Raw genomic sequence first — 13,846 nt, 5'->3', positions numbered from 1 at the left:
TCACTCGCCGTCGCCGTTCCGGATGTGATAGTCGTCGCGGCGGCGCTTGAACCACCGCGTCACCCACGAGATGACGCCGAGGTCGCGCTTCGCCATGATGACCGTGCTCGCGGCGTCGCGGCCGACCGTCTCCGGAATCGCGCCGAAGACGAGCTGTTGGAGCAGGCCCTCTCTGGTCGCCCCGATGACCGTCAGGTCGAACTCCTCGGTCGCGGCGACGATGGTCGCCGCCACGTCCTCGCCCTCCCGGACCGACGTCGTCACCAACTCGTCGTCGCCGACCGCGGCGGCCGTCGAATTCACCCGGCGCTGGGCGTCCTCGCGGGCGCTCTCGTCGGCGTCGGGCGCGACGACGTTCATCACGTGGACCGTGGCGTCGTTGGTCCGCGCGATGGCGCGGCACACCTCCGCGGCGAGTTCGGCGTGCGGGCCGCCCGCGGTCGGCAGGAGAATCGAGTCCACCTCGCCGTCGGTCGGGCCGATGCGCTCGACGAGCACGTCGCAGGGGGCCTTGGTCACGACCTCGTCGACGTTGCTCCCGAGGATGTAGTCGCGGCGGCGACCCCGGCCGCGCCAGCCCATCAACACCACGTCGCTGTCGTGTTCCTCGATGGTGTTGAGGATGGCCGTTCCGGCGTCGTGGCCCAGCCTGACCGTCCCGCTGACGGGCACGTCGGCGTCGGTCGCCAGCTCCATCACGGCGGCGATGGTCCCGCGCTTCTCGTCGACGAACCGCCGCCCCTCCGAAATCGGCGTCTGCGACGGCACCTCGACGGCGCTCATCACGAGAATCTCGGCGTCGCGGTCGCGCGCCACGTCGATGGCGGTCCGCATCAACTGCGCCGCGTTGTCGGGGTTGGCGATCGGGACGAGCACCTGCGACTCGCGCCGCTCGGGGGCGCGTTCGGTCACGACGGTCGGGGTCTCTTCTTCGAGCTTCTCGGCCTCTTTGCCCTCGGAGTAGCCGTAGTACACGACGAGTCCGAGCGCCATCCAGACGGCCGTGGTCACGAGCGCGACGAAGCCCTCTGACCCCGCGCCGAGCCCCGGCGTCAGACCGAGTTCGAGGAGCAAAAACGGCGTCAGGATGAACTGGAGGACGATGCCGATGAGCGGGGGCCACGGCATGTACGGAATCTCGTACGTCCGCGGGAGGTCGGGGTGGGTCGCCCGCATCTTGACGACGGTCCAGTTCACCTGGATGAACAGGAAGATGAACATGATGTCGGCGGCGGCCGCGACGCTCTCGATGGGGAGCAACACGGCCATGAGACCGATGAGGACCGCCGAGAGGCCGATTGCCCAGTGGGGCGTCCGCTTGTCGCCGTGGATGCGCCCGAAGAAGCCCGGGAGGACGCGGTCCCGGCCCATGGCGAACGACACCCGCGAGGAGGAGTAGATGGTCGCGTTGAGCGCGCTCATCGTCGCCGCGAGCCCGGCGAACAGAAGCAGTGGGACGCCGTACGGGACGAACTGCCCGGCGGCCTCGATGATGCCGAGTTCGCCGAGGTTCCCGAGGACCTGCCACGTCGGCGCGGCGGTCGTGAGTCCCGCGCGACTCGCGAGTTCGGCGGTCACGTCGATACCGCCGATGGCCGCGAAGGCGACGAGGACGTAGATGGGAACCACGATTGCCATCGAGTAGAACACCGCCTTCGGGACGTTGGTGCCGGGGTCGACGACCTCCTCGCCCGACTGGACGATTATCTCGTAGCCCTCGAAGGCGATGTAGGTAAAGCCCATCGCGCCGATGACGCCGACGAGGCCGTTGGGCGCGAACGACGGACTGTCGAGGAACGTCGCCGTCCAGTTCGGCTCGCGCACCGTCGCGAGGATGCCGAAGGCCACGAAGACGCCGAGGATGAGAATCTTGATGGTCGTGACGACGACGCCCGCCTTCCCCGTCTCCTCGGCCCCGCGGTAGTTGATGTAGGCGAACGCGAGCACCATCACGACCGCGAGCAGTTTCTCCACGAGCAGGCGGTCGAGCAGGCCGAACAGGGCGAACCCGTCGGGCAGGCCGGCGAACACCACGAAGAACTCGGTGAGGAAGACGCCGAACGTCACGGCGTAGAGCGCGCACGCGACGGCGTGGGCGAACCAGCTCATCCACCCGGCGTAGAAGCCGTTTGGGTCGACCAGCGCCTCCTTCACCCAGAGGTAGCCGCCGCCCGCCTCGGGGAACGCCGCCCCGAGTTCGGCGTAGGAGACGGCGGTGAACATCGCCACCAATCCGTTGAGTATGAACGCCACCGTGAGCGCCGGGCCGGCCAGCCCAGCCGCGAATCCGGTCAGCGCGAAGACGCCCGCGCCGATCATCGCGCCGACGCCGATAAACGTGATATCGGCGAGGCTCATGTCGCGCGAGAGTTCCGTTTCCACCGACTCTTCACCGGGTGCGTCGCCGCCCCCGGCGGTCGATTGCGTGTCGGCCATCAGTTGGACTCTCGAAGGGCGGGCAGAAAAACCCCGATGGGTGACGGCCCGGATTCGAGCCGCCGTCGTCGGGTTCTCACCCACAGAATGCGGGTCTTTCTCGGCCGGGTTCGGCTCGGCGCGCTACCCGCCGAACATCGTCCGCATCATGGGGTGCATCTCCATGAGCTGTTCTTCGGCGATTTCCTCGTACAGCTTGTACGTGATAGAGACCGTGAGGAGGAGCGAGGTCCCCGAGACGCCGCCGATGGTGCCGAGCATGTTCGCCATGACGGCGAGCAGGCCGACGAGGACGCCGCCGACGACCGTCACCTGCGGGATGTACCGCTCCATGACCCGCTCTATCACCTGCGGGTTGCGGCGGAAGCCGGGAATCTGCATCCCGGAGTTCTGAATCTGCCGCGCGGTCGCCTCCGGACCCATGTCGGCGGTCTCGACCCAGAAGATGGAGAAGATGGCCCCGCCGACGAGCATCAGCGTCAGGTCGATGGCGACGCGGACGAGAATCTGCCACGGCTCTTGGGACGCCGACCCGAGCCACCACATCCACTGGCTGGGCGCGTGAATCGGGTTCAGGTAGTAGAACAGGCCGCCGGTGACCTGTCCGCTCGTGTACTGGCCGAGCCACGCGGGCATGCCGACCCACTGGCTGTTGAGGATGCGCCCGAGGAACTGGACGTTCGCCTGCAGGGCGCGGACGAAAATCATCGGCAGGACGCTCGCGTAGATGAGCTTCACGGGGAAGCGACCGCGAGCGCCCTTGACGCGGGCGTGCGAGAGGGGGATCTCGACGCGGACGCTCTCGGCGTAGACGACGATGCCGAAGATGAGAAGCGTCGTGATGAGCGGGACGATGCCGCCCACGCCGAACAGGAGCGCCTGTATCCCGCTCGCCGTCGCGAGCGACGGGACCGTCTCGGTCCCGGCGAGGACGTGGACCCACTCGGAGACGATGCCGGTCGTCGACGCGCCGAAGGCGGGGTCGGCGAAGAGGCCGCCGACGAGACGCTGGCTGACGCCGGCGATGATGAACAGGCCGACGCCGGAGCCGACGCCCCACTTGCTGACGACCTCGTCCATGAACAGCACGAGCGCGCCGCCGGCGAATATCTGCGCGAAGATGAGCCACTTCACGCCGACCGCTCCGACGCCGAGGGCGCTCGCGACCGCCGGGTCGGCCGGGAGGTAGCCCCCGGCGAAGACGATGGGGAGGCCTTGGAGGGCGATCATCCCGAAGACGAGCAGTTTCTGGAGGCCCTGATAGAGGATTTGGTCGCCCGGGTCGTCCGTGTCGAGGCCGAGCAAGTCCCCGCCCTGTAGCAGTTGGAGGACGATGCTCGCGGTGACGATGGGACCGATACCCAACTGGAGGATGGTACCCTGTCCCCCGCCGAGGATGGAGCGGAACTGCCCGAAGATGTCCTGACTTCCCGTCCCGACGCCGAACAGCGTGACGTTCGTCAGGAAGAAGTACAGGACGAGAATCCCGGCGGTCCAGCCGAGCTTTCGGCGGAACGGGACGTGGCCGTCCGGGCGGGCCACGGCGGGCATCCGACTCAGAACCGGTGCTGCGGTGTCTTTCCAACTCATGGTCGATTGCGAGTGGCTGTTGGCGATTGCATGGTCTGTTGCGCCGACCGGCGTCGTCACTACGCGAGCGGCGTCCGCACGGGATGCCGTCGCTGTGCTCGCGAATCGGCGTTTCAGTCAGTCGTGGCCAGTCGTCGCGTATAATTGTATCGATGCGGTGACTATCCGTCGGCCGGCGTCGGTGCCGACGGGGACGCCGCGGACCCGGCCGTCGGAACCGGTTCGTCGAACGATTCGCGCGGCTCGGCGTCGACGACGCGGAGCGGACGCCGCCGCCCCGCCCGGTCGAACGCGGCCACGCAGTCGTCGTCCCACGGCGGGACCGCGACGAGGACGACTTCGCGGAGCGTGTCGCGCTTCGTCGCCGCCAGCGGCCCCCACGGGTGCGAGACGAACTGCCCCGGCGTCCGCCCCGGCGCGGTCGCGAGGTCGACGCCGAAGACGCCCCGGACCGCCGCGCCGGCGCTCGGGTGGACGAAGTGGCTGAACACCCGTCGGGTCTCGTCGAGCGACTCCCCCCCGTCTAACTCGCCCGCGGCGGTCGTGCCGAGCGAGAGCGATTCACGGTTCGGTTCGGCGCGCGCCGCCCGGTCCAACAGCGCGTCGAGCAGTCCGCGCGTGACGTACACCGCCTCGCGCTCCGCCCCGCCGCGTCGCCGAGCGCGACGCGGCCCGACGAGCCGGGTGGCGACGGCGACCCACCAGAGGCCGACGCCCAGCACTTCGGCGTCGCTCGCGGCCCGTAGCTCCCACGGGGGATGCGGCAGTCCGAGTCGAAGCGTCGTGACCTGCACGGCGAGTCCGAGGAGGACGAGGACGGCTCCGAGCGCGGTGACGAGACGAGTGAGGCGGGCGACGGAATCGCGGTTCATCGGTGTGCTGTGGTCGGTCAGTCGCGGTGTTGTTTTCGGTTTGGCAATCACTAAGTGGTTGCCAGATGTTTCGGAGACTCCCTCCTTGAAAAAGACTATAAGAGTCCACGCGAAACCCCCGATTGCCGTGTTTCACGGCCACGAAGCGGCCAACCGCTACCCATCGTCTTCGATCTGATAGCCCCTTCGGTGATAGAGCCTGCCCGGTGTCGTCACCGTTGACCGCTTCGACACGCGACACCCCATCCGACGCAGTCCCCTTGTTTCGGCATCGCGTCGGCGGGTGCGCGCTCGACACCCATGACGAGTACACAGCCACGATTGCCGGTCGAACGCTCGCTCGCTCGAACGACGCTCGGCGTCGACCTCGCGTCGGCGGCGGCGCTCGCCGTCGCGGCCGTCGTGTTCCGCGGCCCCCCGGCGGAGGTCGGCGACGACGTCGTCGTCAGCGTCCTCCTGTTGGGCGTCGCCTGCACCGGCCTGTTACAGCTCGCGGCGCGTGGCGGCCTCTCCTACGCCACGAAGTCCGCGGGTACCCTCGTCGGCCTGTGGCTCGTCGGCGTGTCGTTCGACCTCGGTGTGGGTCACCTCCTGATGTGGGTCGGCGTCGTCGCGGGCGGCTGTGTCGTCGCGACGCACGCCGCGCTCGTGCGCGCCGCCCTCTGACCCGCCTCGCGGCCGCTCGCCGGTTCGGCGTTCGAAACGAAACTGACAAACGCCCCATCGAGCAAGAGTGACTCGGATGCCCCAAAACCCGAGTGACGAGTCTACCCTGCGCGAGCGGATTCGCAGGGCGATACGGTCGGCGGAGGTCGAACCGCGGTACGAAGATATCGCGATGAACGTGCTGGCGGTCGCCATCGGCGTCGTCGCCGGGCTCGGGGCCGTCGTCTTCCGCGTCGGTATCTGGGTCGTCCAGGAACTGCTCTACGGCACCTCGCTCAACCCGGGCAACGTCTCGTTCGCGCTCGTGCCCGTGACCAACGCCTTCGACCTCCTGTCCCCGCTCGGGCCGCTCCGCTACGCGGCCATCCCCGCGCTGGGCGGCCTCCTCGTCGGCGTCGTCGTCCTGCTCACGACCGACGCGGTCAAGGGCCACGGCGTGCCGAGCGTCCTCGACGCGATGCTGAACCGCGGCGGCCGCATCAGCCCGAAAATCGCCCTCTACAAGACGCTCGCATCGAGCGTTGCCATCGGGAGCGGGGCGTCGCTCGGCCGCGAGGGGCCCATCATCCAAATCGGGAGCGCCGCCGGGTCCTTTTTCGGCCGGTTCGTTCGCTCGCGGCACACGCGGACGCTCGTCGCGGCCGGGGCGGCCGCGGGCATCGCGGGCACGTTCAACACGCCCATCGGGGGCATCATGTTCGCGCTCGAAATCCTCCTCGCGGAGTACTACCTCGGCCACGTCATCACGGTGGTCCTCGCCGCGCTGACGGCGACGGCGGTCGCCCGCCCGATTCTGGAGTTCTCGCCGACGCCCGGCATCCGCGAGTTCCTCGTGCCGGCGTCCTACCAGCTGGTGACGCCGGCGGTCGAACTCCCCATCTACCTGCTTTTGGGGGCCGTCGTCGGCCTCGTCGGCGCGGGCCTCGTGAAACTGCTCTACGGCGTCGAGCACTTCTTCGAGCGCCTCGACGCGCCGGGCTATCTCAAGCCCGCGCTGGGCGGACTCCTGCTCGGCGTGAGCGTCCTCGTCGGGACCGTCGTCCTCGGCGTCGCCCCGGGGGAGGCCGCCGGCCTCCTCCTCGGGGTCGGGTACGGCGTCGTCCACCGGAGCATCGACGGCGGCTTCCTCTTCGGCGCGCTCGTCGCGCTGGCGGTGCTCAAGGCGGTCGGCTTCTCCCTGTCGGTCGGGAGCGGGAGTTCCGGCGGCGTGTTCTCGCCGTCGCTGTTCGTGGGTGCCACCGTCGGCGGCGCGTTCGGCCTCGCGGTCCACGCGCTCGTCCCCGGGACGGCCCCCTCGGGCGCGTACGCGCTGGTCGGGATGGGCGGCATCTTCGCCGCGACCGCGGGCGCGCCGCTCACCGCCATCATCATCATCTTCGAACTCACCGGCCAGTACACCATCATCCTCCCGCTTCTCATGGTCAGCGTCGTCGGGAGCGAAATCGCGAGCTACCTCCTCAACGGCAGTACCATCTACACCCAGAAGCTCCGAGACCTCGGCTACACGGTCCAAGAGCGCCGCATCGGGAGCATCGAGGACGTCCACGTCGCCGACGTGATGACGACCGCCGTCGACACCGTCCAAGTCGGAACGCCGCTTTCGGAGGCCGTCAATCGGCTCCGCGACACAGACCACGGCGGGCTTCCCATCGTCGAAGCGGACGAGTCGCTCGCCGGTATCGTCGTCCAGAGCGACGCTCAGGGGTATCTGACCGAGAACATCGAGGCCCTCGACGGCGACGACGACCCGGCGGCGGACCCGCCGGTCGAGGAAGTCGGTACGCGGACCGTCGTCACGACGACGCCGAACAGCAACCTCCTCCACGTCGTGGACGCGATGGAAGCCGCCGACGTGGGCCGCGTCCCGGTCGTCGACGGGGCGACGGTCGTCGGCATCGTCACGCGGAGCGACGTGCTCGACGCCTACGACGACATCCCCATCGAGTCGGCGGTCGAGCCGATGCGCTGTCGCCGAGGCGACGAGGGGGCGCAGTCGGAGTCGCGGGCGGCGCCCCCCACCGCGGCGGGAGACCGCTGAGCCGACCGCCGAGCCGGCGGAAAATCAGTTCGCGCCGACCTCGGGACCGATGAGGACCCAGTGGAGTCGGTCCTCGCCGCCGGGGTGGCGCTCCCACCGGACGTGGTAGACGGCGGGCCCGTGCGGGCACGACGCACAGCCCTCGGCGCACGGCGTCCGCTTGTGGATTTCGAGGTAGCCCGCGTGCGGCACGACTCGCGTGAGCACCTCGTCCGGCCCGCGGAACCGGGCGATCGCCGCCTCGCGGTCGAGCCCGTCACCGTCGCGGTCGCCGAACTCGCCGTCGCCGTTTCCATCGTCGCCGTCGGGGTACTCACCCACGCGGCGGCGTCCGCTCAGCGCTCCGCGGTCGCGCCCGTTTCCGACGTACTCGACGAGCGCTTCGAGTTCGGCCTCGTCGAGTTCGGTCGTCGTCGCGGGCGAGTCGCTCGGCTCTCGCCGCTCGGGTTCGTCGCGGTCCATGCCGAACTCTCGTCGCGGCGTCGGTTTATACGAACCGGTTTGAAAACCACTAAGGGATTGTCACGGCCCCCCGCGACGCACGCTTCGAGGGGCGGTTTCGCGTCGCTCAGGACGAGGTCGTGGACTCCGAGTCCGGGCGATCGGTCCCGGAGGGGTCGATTCCGAGGAACTTCTGACAGAGCTGTCTGGCGGCGAACGAACAGAGGAAGTACCAGACGATCCACGCGGGCATGGGGCCGAAGACGGCGTCCTGCCAGCCCACCCGGCCGACGAGCGGGAGGATTACGTGCGCGGAGCCGGCGGCGACGTGGCCGCCGCGGACCTTCCAGCGCATCCAGAGGAACGTCGGGATGGTGACGAGCATTATCCAGACCATCGGCTTGAACTGCGCTTTCATCACGCTCCACTGGTCGCCCATCGCCTCCATCTGCTCCGCCTCGATGCGTTCGAGCGCGTTGTCGTCGCCGCGCTCTTTCGCCGCCTCCCGGCGCGACTTCAGGTCGTCCATCCGGGCCTGGTGGCGTTCGAGGAGTTCCGTGTCCTTCAGCCGGTCCTGCATCACGGTCGTGTAGAGGCCGGTCGCCGCGGCGAGGACGATGACCACGGCGTAGAACGGTATCGAGTGCGCCAGCGCCCCGAGCACGACGTTGTCGATGCCGGCGACCGCGTTTCGGACGCCGGCGTTCCAGTAGCCGGCGAACAGGACGACGACGCCGAGCGCGCCGAGCTTGTCCCACCGAGACCACGACGACTCGGCGTCGTCGCTCTCGTCTCCGGCGCCGGGGTCGCGCGACTGCAGTTTCGAGGCGATTCGGTCCGGGTCGGACAGGACGAAGCCGCCGGCCGCGGCGTCGGTCAGGACGCCCCGCTCGATGAGGCGACCCCACTGACCGCTCGACAGCGCGTCGTTCACGTCGCGCCAGCGGAGCTCTTCGGTCCCCTGTTTCGACCGTTCGACGACGACCGAGAGCGCCTCCCGCATCGCCGGGTTGTCCAGTAACGTCTCTAGGGAGTCTGCGGGCATTCACTCGCCCCTATTCGAGCGGTCGTTATCAACGCTTCCCTCCGCCGGAACCCGGCCGCGGTGACGCTCGGTGGGCTCGGTGTCGCCCCGCCGGGCCGTCGCGGTCGCCGCAACCACGTTGTTCTCGAATCTGAGACGCAGTTCGGCCCGAACTCGCCGGAACACCGTGTGATCGCACTCGATGCGTCAGCCTCCCATGGTCGGTTGGATATATACGTCACGGAAAAATAACTTCCTCACATGTCGAACGCTAGCGCACCGACTTCCGAACTCACGGGTCCGACCCGACTCACGCTCAAGGTCTGGCACCCGGACTGCTGGACGCTGGAGGTGACGGAGAGCGTCGACGCCGGCGTCACCGCCCACACCGTGTACAATACACCCGAAGACACCGTGAAGGGGCATTTCACGGTCTACGCCGACCGGGTCGAAGACATCGACGACTTCGTCCGCGCGACAGAGCGGTCGCGGCTGACTGACTCCGTCTCCGAGCTGAGTCCGCGCCACGAGTTCGACAACGGCGCGTCGAACGTCGGGAACACGACGCGGGAGTTGATGGTCGAGTACGACCCCGAAAACAGCATGACTGACTCGCTTCTGTCCCACGGCTTCGTCCACGACGCGCCCGTCCGCGTCGACGACGGCTGGGAGTACTGGCCGGTCATCGACACCGCCGACCGGGACGACCTCCGCGAGCGCCTCGACTCGTTGGAGGCGGCGAATCAGGCCGAAATCATCGTCACCAAGGTCACCTCCGTCGCCGGCGCGAAAAACCACGTCTCGCACCAACTGGACAAGCTCTCGAACCGCCAGCGCGAGGTGTTCGAACTGGCCTGCCGGCGCGACTACTACGCGTGGCCGCGGGAGACGACGACGCGGGAACTGGCCGACGAACTCGACATCTCGAAGACCACACTGCTCGAACATCTCCGAAAGGCCGAGGCGAAACTCCTCAACCAGTACGCGGACCCCGGTCCGTAACGCCGTCGGTACGATTCGTTATCCGATTCGATAACTGTCTTGCCGGTTTACTCCGGGCGCGGTGGTGTCCCCACCGGGTCGCGTCTGTGCTCGCGGCCACGTCGTCTCGCTCAGTCAGCCCCCTGTGGCGCGCGCCACTCGCAGTCCGTACAGCGTTCGATTCCGTGTCTCACCCGCGTCTCCGAGTCGCACTCCGGGCACCGCCGGGCCGACAGTCGCTCCGTGACTGAGTTCGTCATAGCTGAGTTCTCGGCGGAGGGTGAGTTATACTCATGTCTGTCCATGGGAGGGTGGTCCTCTCGCGGGTCGCTCAACGCGCGCGTCGCCGCTCGCGGTCGTCGCTCGGGCGGTCGTACACGCCGCAACTCCGACTTCGGAGTTCGCCCGCGCGCTGGAGTCGGCTACAGGCGTGTTCTATCTCGATAGGATGGCCGTCTACCTCGGCGAGTATCTCGTCTATCGGCGTCGGGCCCCGGCGGTCGAGAAGCGCGAGTACCGCCCGCTCGACTTCGTCCGTCCGCTCGTCTCTCACGCGCACCGACGCGCTTCCGACTCGCGTTTCGTCCCACGCTCGTCTCCCGGTGTCCGGTCGCCTTCGGCTCGCTCGTCGCTGGTCGTGACCATACCGGTGGTGTCCGCTTTTCGGTTATATACACATCCCCGACTATGATACGGTTCGGTCGGCTGTCCGGGTCGAAATATTCTCACTACCTGACACTCGGTGCCGAACTCTTAGACTCTGCTTCGGGTGTCTGAAACGTTCGGATTTGCGGTATCTACCGATAACTACCGAATCGTCCCAACAGCGTTTCCATACATCTTTCGTTGACGACCCCGACCATAGTAGAACATCCGTATAACTACCTTCTGTTCAAGCGTTTGGGTAGGATTATCATGTCAGACTCAGAGGCGAGAACGGCGCGAGAAGAGTGGGGAAGCCGGTTCGGTTTCCTCATGGCGATGCTCGGCGCGATGGTGGGCGCGGGCAACATCTGGCGCATGCCGTTTACGACGGGCGAAAACGGCGGCGGTGCCTTCCTCGTGGCCTACATTCTGTTGTTGTATCTCATCGCGGTCCCCGGGCTGATGGCCGAGACGATGATCGGTCGCTACACGAACCACGGGGTTATCGGAGCGTTCAGGAAGGTTCTCGGGAGCAAGCGGGCCCAGGGCCTCGGACTCGTGGTCCTCGTCGTCAACGTGGCGCTGATGTCGTACTACGCGCCCATCATCGGGTGGGCGCTCTACTACGCCGGCCACTCGGTGCTCATGACGTTCACCCAGCCGGGGTTCCTGCCGCAGGCGTTCTGGGAGGGCTTTATCAACAACTCGGCGCTCGTCGTCGGGATGCACACGGTGACGATGGCCGGTCTGGCCGGCGTTCTCGTGTTCGGTATCCGCCGGGGCATCGAGCGCGTCGTGAAGTGGATGATCCCGTTGCTCGTCGTCGCGCTCGTGGCGGTCTCGATTCGCGGCATCACGCTCCCCGGCGGCATGGAGGGCGTCGCGTTCGTCTTCACGCCCGATTGGGGGTACCTCACCCGCGGGAGCACGTGGGTCGCGGCGCTCAGTCAGGCGCTGTTCTCGACGGGCCTCGGGTGGGGCATCGCGCTGACCTACGGGAGCTATCTCAGTCGGTACGACGACGTGCCGCTCGGCGGCGGCCTGTTCACCGCCATCGGGAACACGAGCATCGGCCTGCTCGCGGTGTTCGCCACGTTCCCCGTCGTCTTCGCGTTCGGACTCGAACCGAGCGCCGGGTCGAACCTGCTTTTCATCTCGATGGCGCAGGTGTTCCCCGAACTCCCCGGCGGGAGTCTGTGGGCCATCGTGTTCTTTGTCTCCTTCTTCTTCGCGACGTTCACCTCCGGCCTCGGCATCACCGAAGTCGCCGTCACCACGGTCTCCGAGGAGACGCGCCTCTCGCGGACGGGGGCCGTGCTCGCGTCCTGCGGCGCGATTTGGCTGTTCGGTCTCCCGAGCGCCTACTCCTCTGCGTTCCTCGGGCAGATGGACTTCATGTTCGGGAGCTTCGGCCTCCCGCTGGCGACGCTGTCTATCATCGCGCTCGTCGCGTGGAAGTTCGGTCCCGAGCGCGCCCGCGTCATCGACCTCAACCGTAACGCCGGCGTCTACGTCGGCTCGTGGTGGAACCCGGTCGTAAAGTACGTCATTCCCGTCGTGATGGTGTTCATCCTCGGCTACGGCGTCTACTCCAGCATCGGCACCCCGAACCAGCGGCTGATGCTACTCGGCGTCGCGTTCATGGCCGCGCTCGTCGCCGCGAGCACGGCCGTGATGAGCGTCGTCGGCGACGAGCCACCGTCCGGTTCCGCGACGGTCCCGGGAGGTGACGACTGAGATGGCGCTTTCGACGCTCACGTGGGTCTCGATGGTCATCTCGCTCCTCCTGTTGCCCGGCGTCGCGGCCGCGGTCCTCGTCAGGTCGCTCCGCACCGAGGAGCGCAAACTCGCGCTCTTGCGGGAGCAGGACGACGTCGATAGCTACTCGCCGCGGGCGCTTTCCGACCTCCGCGAGTGGATTCGCGCGAACCCCGACGACCCCTACGCACCGATTGCCCGTCGGCGCCACAACGAGTGCGTGCGGACGCTCCGGGAGATTGACGAGTCGCACTACGACTGGTCCGACGAGCAAATCGCTCGGCTCGAACTGGTGGACGAATGAACTCGGACTCCGACGCAGGCTCCGAAACCGACGCCGACGCCGAGTTCGTCCGCGCGCGCGACGACCTCGCGTTCGACGAACTCACCACGGACGCGTCGTTCACGACCATCGACACGCACACCGAGGGCGAGCCGACCCGTATCGTCGTCGGCGGCATCGACCGCTCGGCGGTCACGGGCGACTCCGTCCGGGAGCGCCGCGACTCGTTCGCCGAGACTCACGACTGGGTGCGCGACCTGCTGATGCGAGAGCCCCGCGGCCACGACGACATGTTCGGGGCCGTCGTCGTCGAGTCTACCCGTCCCGACGCGGACGTGGGCGTTTTCTTCATGGACAGTCGGGGCTATCTCGACATGTGCGGCCACGGGACCATCGGCGTCGTCTCCGCCCTCCTCGAACTGGGTCGACTCGACCGGCGCGAGACCGTCCGCGTCGAGACGCCGGCCGGACTCGTCGAGGCGACGCCCGAGTACGCGCCGGACGGGGGCGTCGAGCGCGTCACGATACAGAACGTTCGGTCCTTCGTCTACGACGAGGTGACTGTCCCGGTCTCGTTTCTCGACTTGCCGCTCCGCGTCGACGTCGTCTACGCGGGCAACTTCTTCGCGCTGGTCGACAGCGACCAACTCGACCGACCCGTCGAACCACAGCACGCGGCGACGTTCGTCGATTGGGGCCTCGAAATCCGCGACGCCGTCAACGAGCGCCTCGATATCGTCCACCCGCTCACCGGCGAGGAGGGGTCGGTCTCGATCACCGAGATATACGGCACGCCCGACGAGGTGGACCGAAGTATCGTCGTCTTCGGCGAGGGACAGGTCGACCGCTCGCCCTGTGGGACCGGGACGTGCGCGAAGATGGCGCTCCTCCACGACGCCGGCGCGCTCGATATCGGCGAGTCGTACCTCCACGAGAGCATCGTCGGTACGCGCTTCGAAGGCAGACTCGTCGCGGCCGACGAGCGTGACGGCGTGACGCTGACGACACCGCTCATCACCGGGTCGGCCCGCATCACGGGGAAACACACGTTCGTCAAAGACGCGAAGGACTCGCTTTCCGGGTTCAGCATCTCGGCGGAGTAGCGGGTTCGG

The 13,846-nt window shown here is 67.8% G+C and carries 12 protein-coding genes; 6 read left to right on the top strand and 6 right to left on the bottom strand.

What is annotated here, in order from left to right:
- From C441_RS18225 to C441_RS18215, 3 genes are all read right to left on the bottom strand, one after another.
- Positions 1-2,436 carry an amino acid permease gene (locus C441_RS18225; RefSeq protein WP_007276431.1) on the bottom strand — a complete coding sequence of 812 codons (2,436 nt, stop codon included), beginning with the start codon at positions 2,434-2,436 and terminating at the stop codon, positions 1-3.
- Between the two features lie 123 nt (positions 2,437-2,559).
- Entirely contained in the window at positions 2,560-4,026 is a 1,467-nt protein-coding gene (gene secY, locus C441_RS18220) for a preprotein translocase subunit SecY (RefSeq protein WP_007276430.1), read from the bottom strand.
- Positions 4,027-4,187: 161 nt separating this feature from the next.
- The gene (locus C441_RS18215) at positions 4,188-4,898 is read right to left on the bottom strand and encodes a hypothetical protein (RefSeq protein ID WP_007276429.1); all 711 of its coding nucleotides are present in this window, start codon (positions 4,896-4,898) and stop codon (positions 4,188-4,190) included.
- Between the two features lie 300 nt (positions 4,899-5,198).
- Between C441_RS18215 and C441_RS18210 the strand changes: the two genes are divergently transcribed.
- On the top strand, positions 5,199-5,564 hold the full coding sequence (locus C441_RS18210) for a hypothetical protein (protein ID WP_239640858.1): 366 nt from the start codon (positions 5,199-5,201) through the stop codon (positions 5,562-5,564).
- Between the two features lie 76 nt (positions 5,565-5,640).
- Positions 5,641-7,602, top strand: coding sequence for a chloride channel protein (locus C441_RS18205; RefSeq protein WP_007276427.1), 1,962 nt, complete (start codon positions 5,641-5,643; stop codon positions 7,600-7,602).
- A 24-nt stretch (positions 7,603-7,626) separates the two neighbouring features.
- On the opposite strand, the gene C441_RS18200 is transcribed toward C441_RS18205, so the two are convergent.
- Together C441_RS18200 and C441_RS18195 are read right to left on the bottom strand one after the other, a co-directional pair.
- Positions 7,627-8,064, bottom strand: coding sequence for a hypothetical protein (locus tag C441_RS18200; RefSeq protein ID WP_007276426.1), 438 nt, complete (start codon positions 8,062-8,064; stop codon positions 7,627-7,629).
- A 106-nt stretch (positions 8,065-8,170) separates the two neighbouring features.
- The gene (locus C441_RS18195) at positions 8,171-9,088 is read right to left on the bottom strand and encodes a DUF106 domain-containing protein (protein ID WP_049920691.1); all 918 of its coding nucleotides are present in this window, start codon (positions 9,086-9,088) and stop codon (positions 8,171-8,173) included.
- 240 nt (positions 9,089-9,328) lie between these two features.
- Here C441_RS18195 and C441_RS18190 point away from each other — a divergent pair, with 240 nt between their 5' ends.
- A complete protein-coding gene (locus C441_RS18190; protein WP_007276424.1) occupies positions 9,329-10,069 on the top strand; it encodes a helix-turn-helix domain-containing protein in 741 nt (246 codons plus the stop codon).
- A gap of 310 nt (positions 10,070-10,379) precedes the next feature.
- On the opposite strand, the gene C441_RS18185 is transcribed toward C441_RS18190, so the two are convergent.
- Positions 10,380-10,607 (bottom strand): hypothetical protein, encoded by a 228-nt coding sequence (locus C441_RS18185; protein ID WP_008572498.1) that lies wholly within the window; start codon positions 10,605-10,607, stop codon positions 10,380-10,382.
- A 356-nt stretch (positions 10,608-10,963) separates the two neighbouring features.
- Here C441_RS18185 and C441_RS18180 point away from each other — a divergent pair, with 356 nt between their 5' ends.
- The 3 genes from C441_RS18180 to C441_RS18170 are packed head-to-tail and all read left to right on the top strand — an operon-like array spanning position 10,964 to position 13,837.
- Positions 10,964-12,430, top strand: a complete 1,467-nt coding sequence (locus C441_RS18180) for a sodium-dependent transporter (RefSeq protein ID WP_083874956.1) — start codon at positions 10,964-10,966, stop codon at positions 12,428-12,430.
- 1 nt (position 12,431) lies between these two features.
- Positions 12,432-12,755, top strand: coding sequence for a hypothetical protein (locus tag C441_RS18175; protein WP_007276421.1), 324 nt, complete (start codon positions 12,432-12,434; stop codon positions 12,753-12,755).
- On the top strand, positions 12,752-13,837 hold the full coding sequence (locus C441_RS18170; RefSeq protein WP_007276420.1) for a proline racemase family protein: 1,086 nt from the start codon (positions 12,752-12,754) through the stop codon (positions 13,835-13,837). Before C441_RS18175 ends, C441_RS18170 begins: the two co-directional genes overlap by 4 nt.
- Positions 13,838-13,846 lie beyond the last annotated feature (9 nt).

Source organism: Haloferax sulfurifontis ATCC BAA-897, from assembly GCF_000337835.1.
Taxonomy (GTDB): domain Archaea; phylum Halobacteriota; class Halobacteria; order Halobacteriales; family Haloferacaceae; genus Haloferax; species Haloferax denitrificans.
The sequence above is the reverse complement of the archived record's forward strand: the minus strand, read 5'-3'. Positions and strand labels throughout refer to the sequence as shown.

Bases quoted from the DNA above. Each gene is read 5' to 3' on its own strand.
- C441_RS18175 (WP_007276421.1), top strand. From the start codon at position 12,432: ATGGCGCTTTCGACGCTCACGTGGGTCTCGATGGTCATCTCGCTCCTC.
- C441_RS18210 (WP_239640858.1), top strand. From the start codon at position 5,199: ATGACGAGTACACAGCCACGATTGCCGGTCGAACGCTCGCTCGCTCGA.
- C441_RS18170 (WP_007276420.1), top strand. From the start codon at position 12,752: ATGAACTCGGACTCCGACGCAGGCTCCGAAACCGACGCCGACGCCGAG.
- C441_RS18225 (WP_007276431.1), bottom strand. From the start codon at position 2,436: ATGGCCGACACGCAATCGACCGCCGGGGGCGGCGACGCACCCGGTGAA.
- C441_RS18205 (WP_007276427.1), top strand. From the start codon at position 5,641: ATGCCCCAAAACCCGAGTGACGAGTCTACCCTGCGCGAGCGGATTCGC.
- C441_RS18190 (WP_007276424.1), top strand. From the start codon at position 9,329: ATGTCGAACGCTAGCGCACCGACTTCCGAACTCACGGGTCCGACCCGA.
- secY (WP_007276430.1), bottom strand. From the start codon at position 4,026: ATGAGTTGGAAAGACACCGCAGCACCGGTTCTGAGTCGGATGCCCGCC.
- C441_RS18200 (WP_007276426.1), bottom strand. From the start codon at position 8,064: ATGGACCGCGACGAACCCGAGCGGCGAGAGCCGAGCGACTCGCCCGCG.
- C441_RS18215 (WP_007276429.1), bottom strand. From the start codon at position 4,898: ATGAACCGCGATTCCGTCGCCCGCCTCACTCGTCTCGTCACCGCGCTC.
- C441_RS18195 (WP_049920691.1), bottom strand. From the start codon at position 9,088: ATGCCCGCAGACTCCCTAGAGACGTTACTGGACAACCCGGCGATGCGG.
- C441_RS18180 (WP_083874956.1), top strand. From the start codon at position 10,964: ATGTCAGACTCAGAGGCGAGAACGGCGCGAGAAGAGTGGGGAAGCCGG.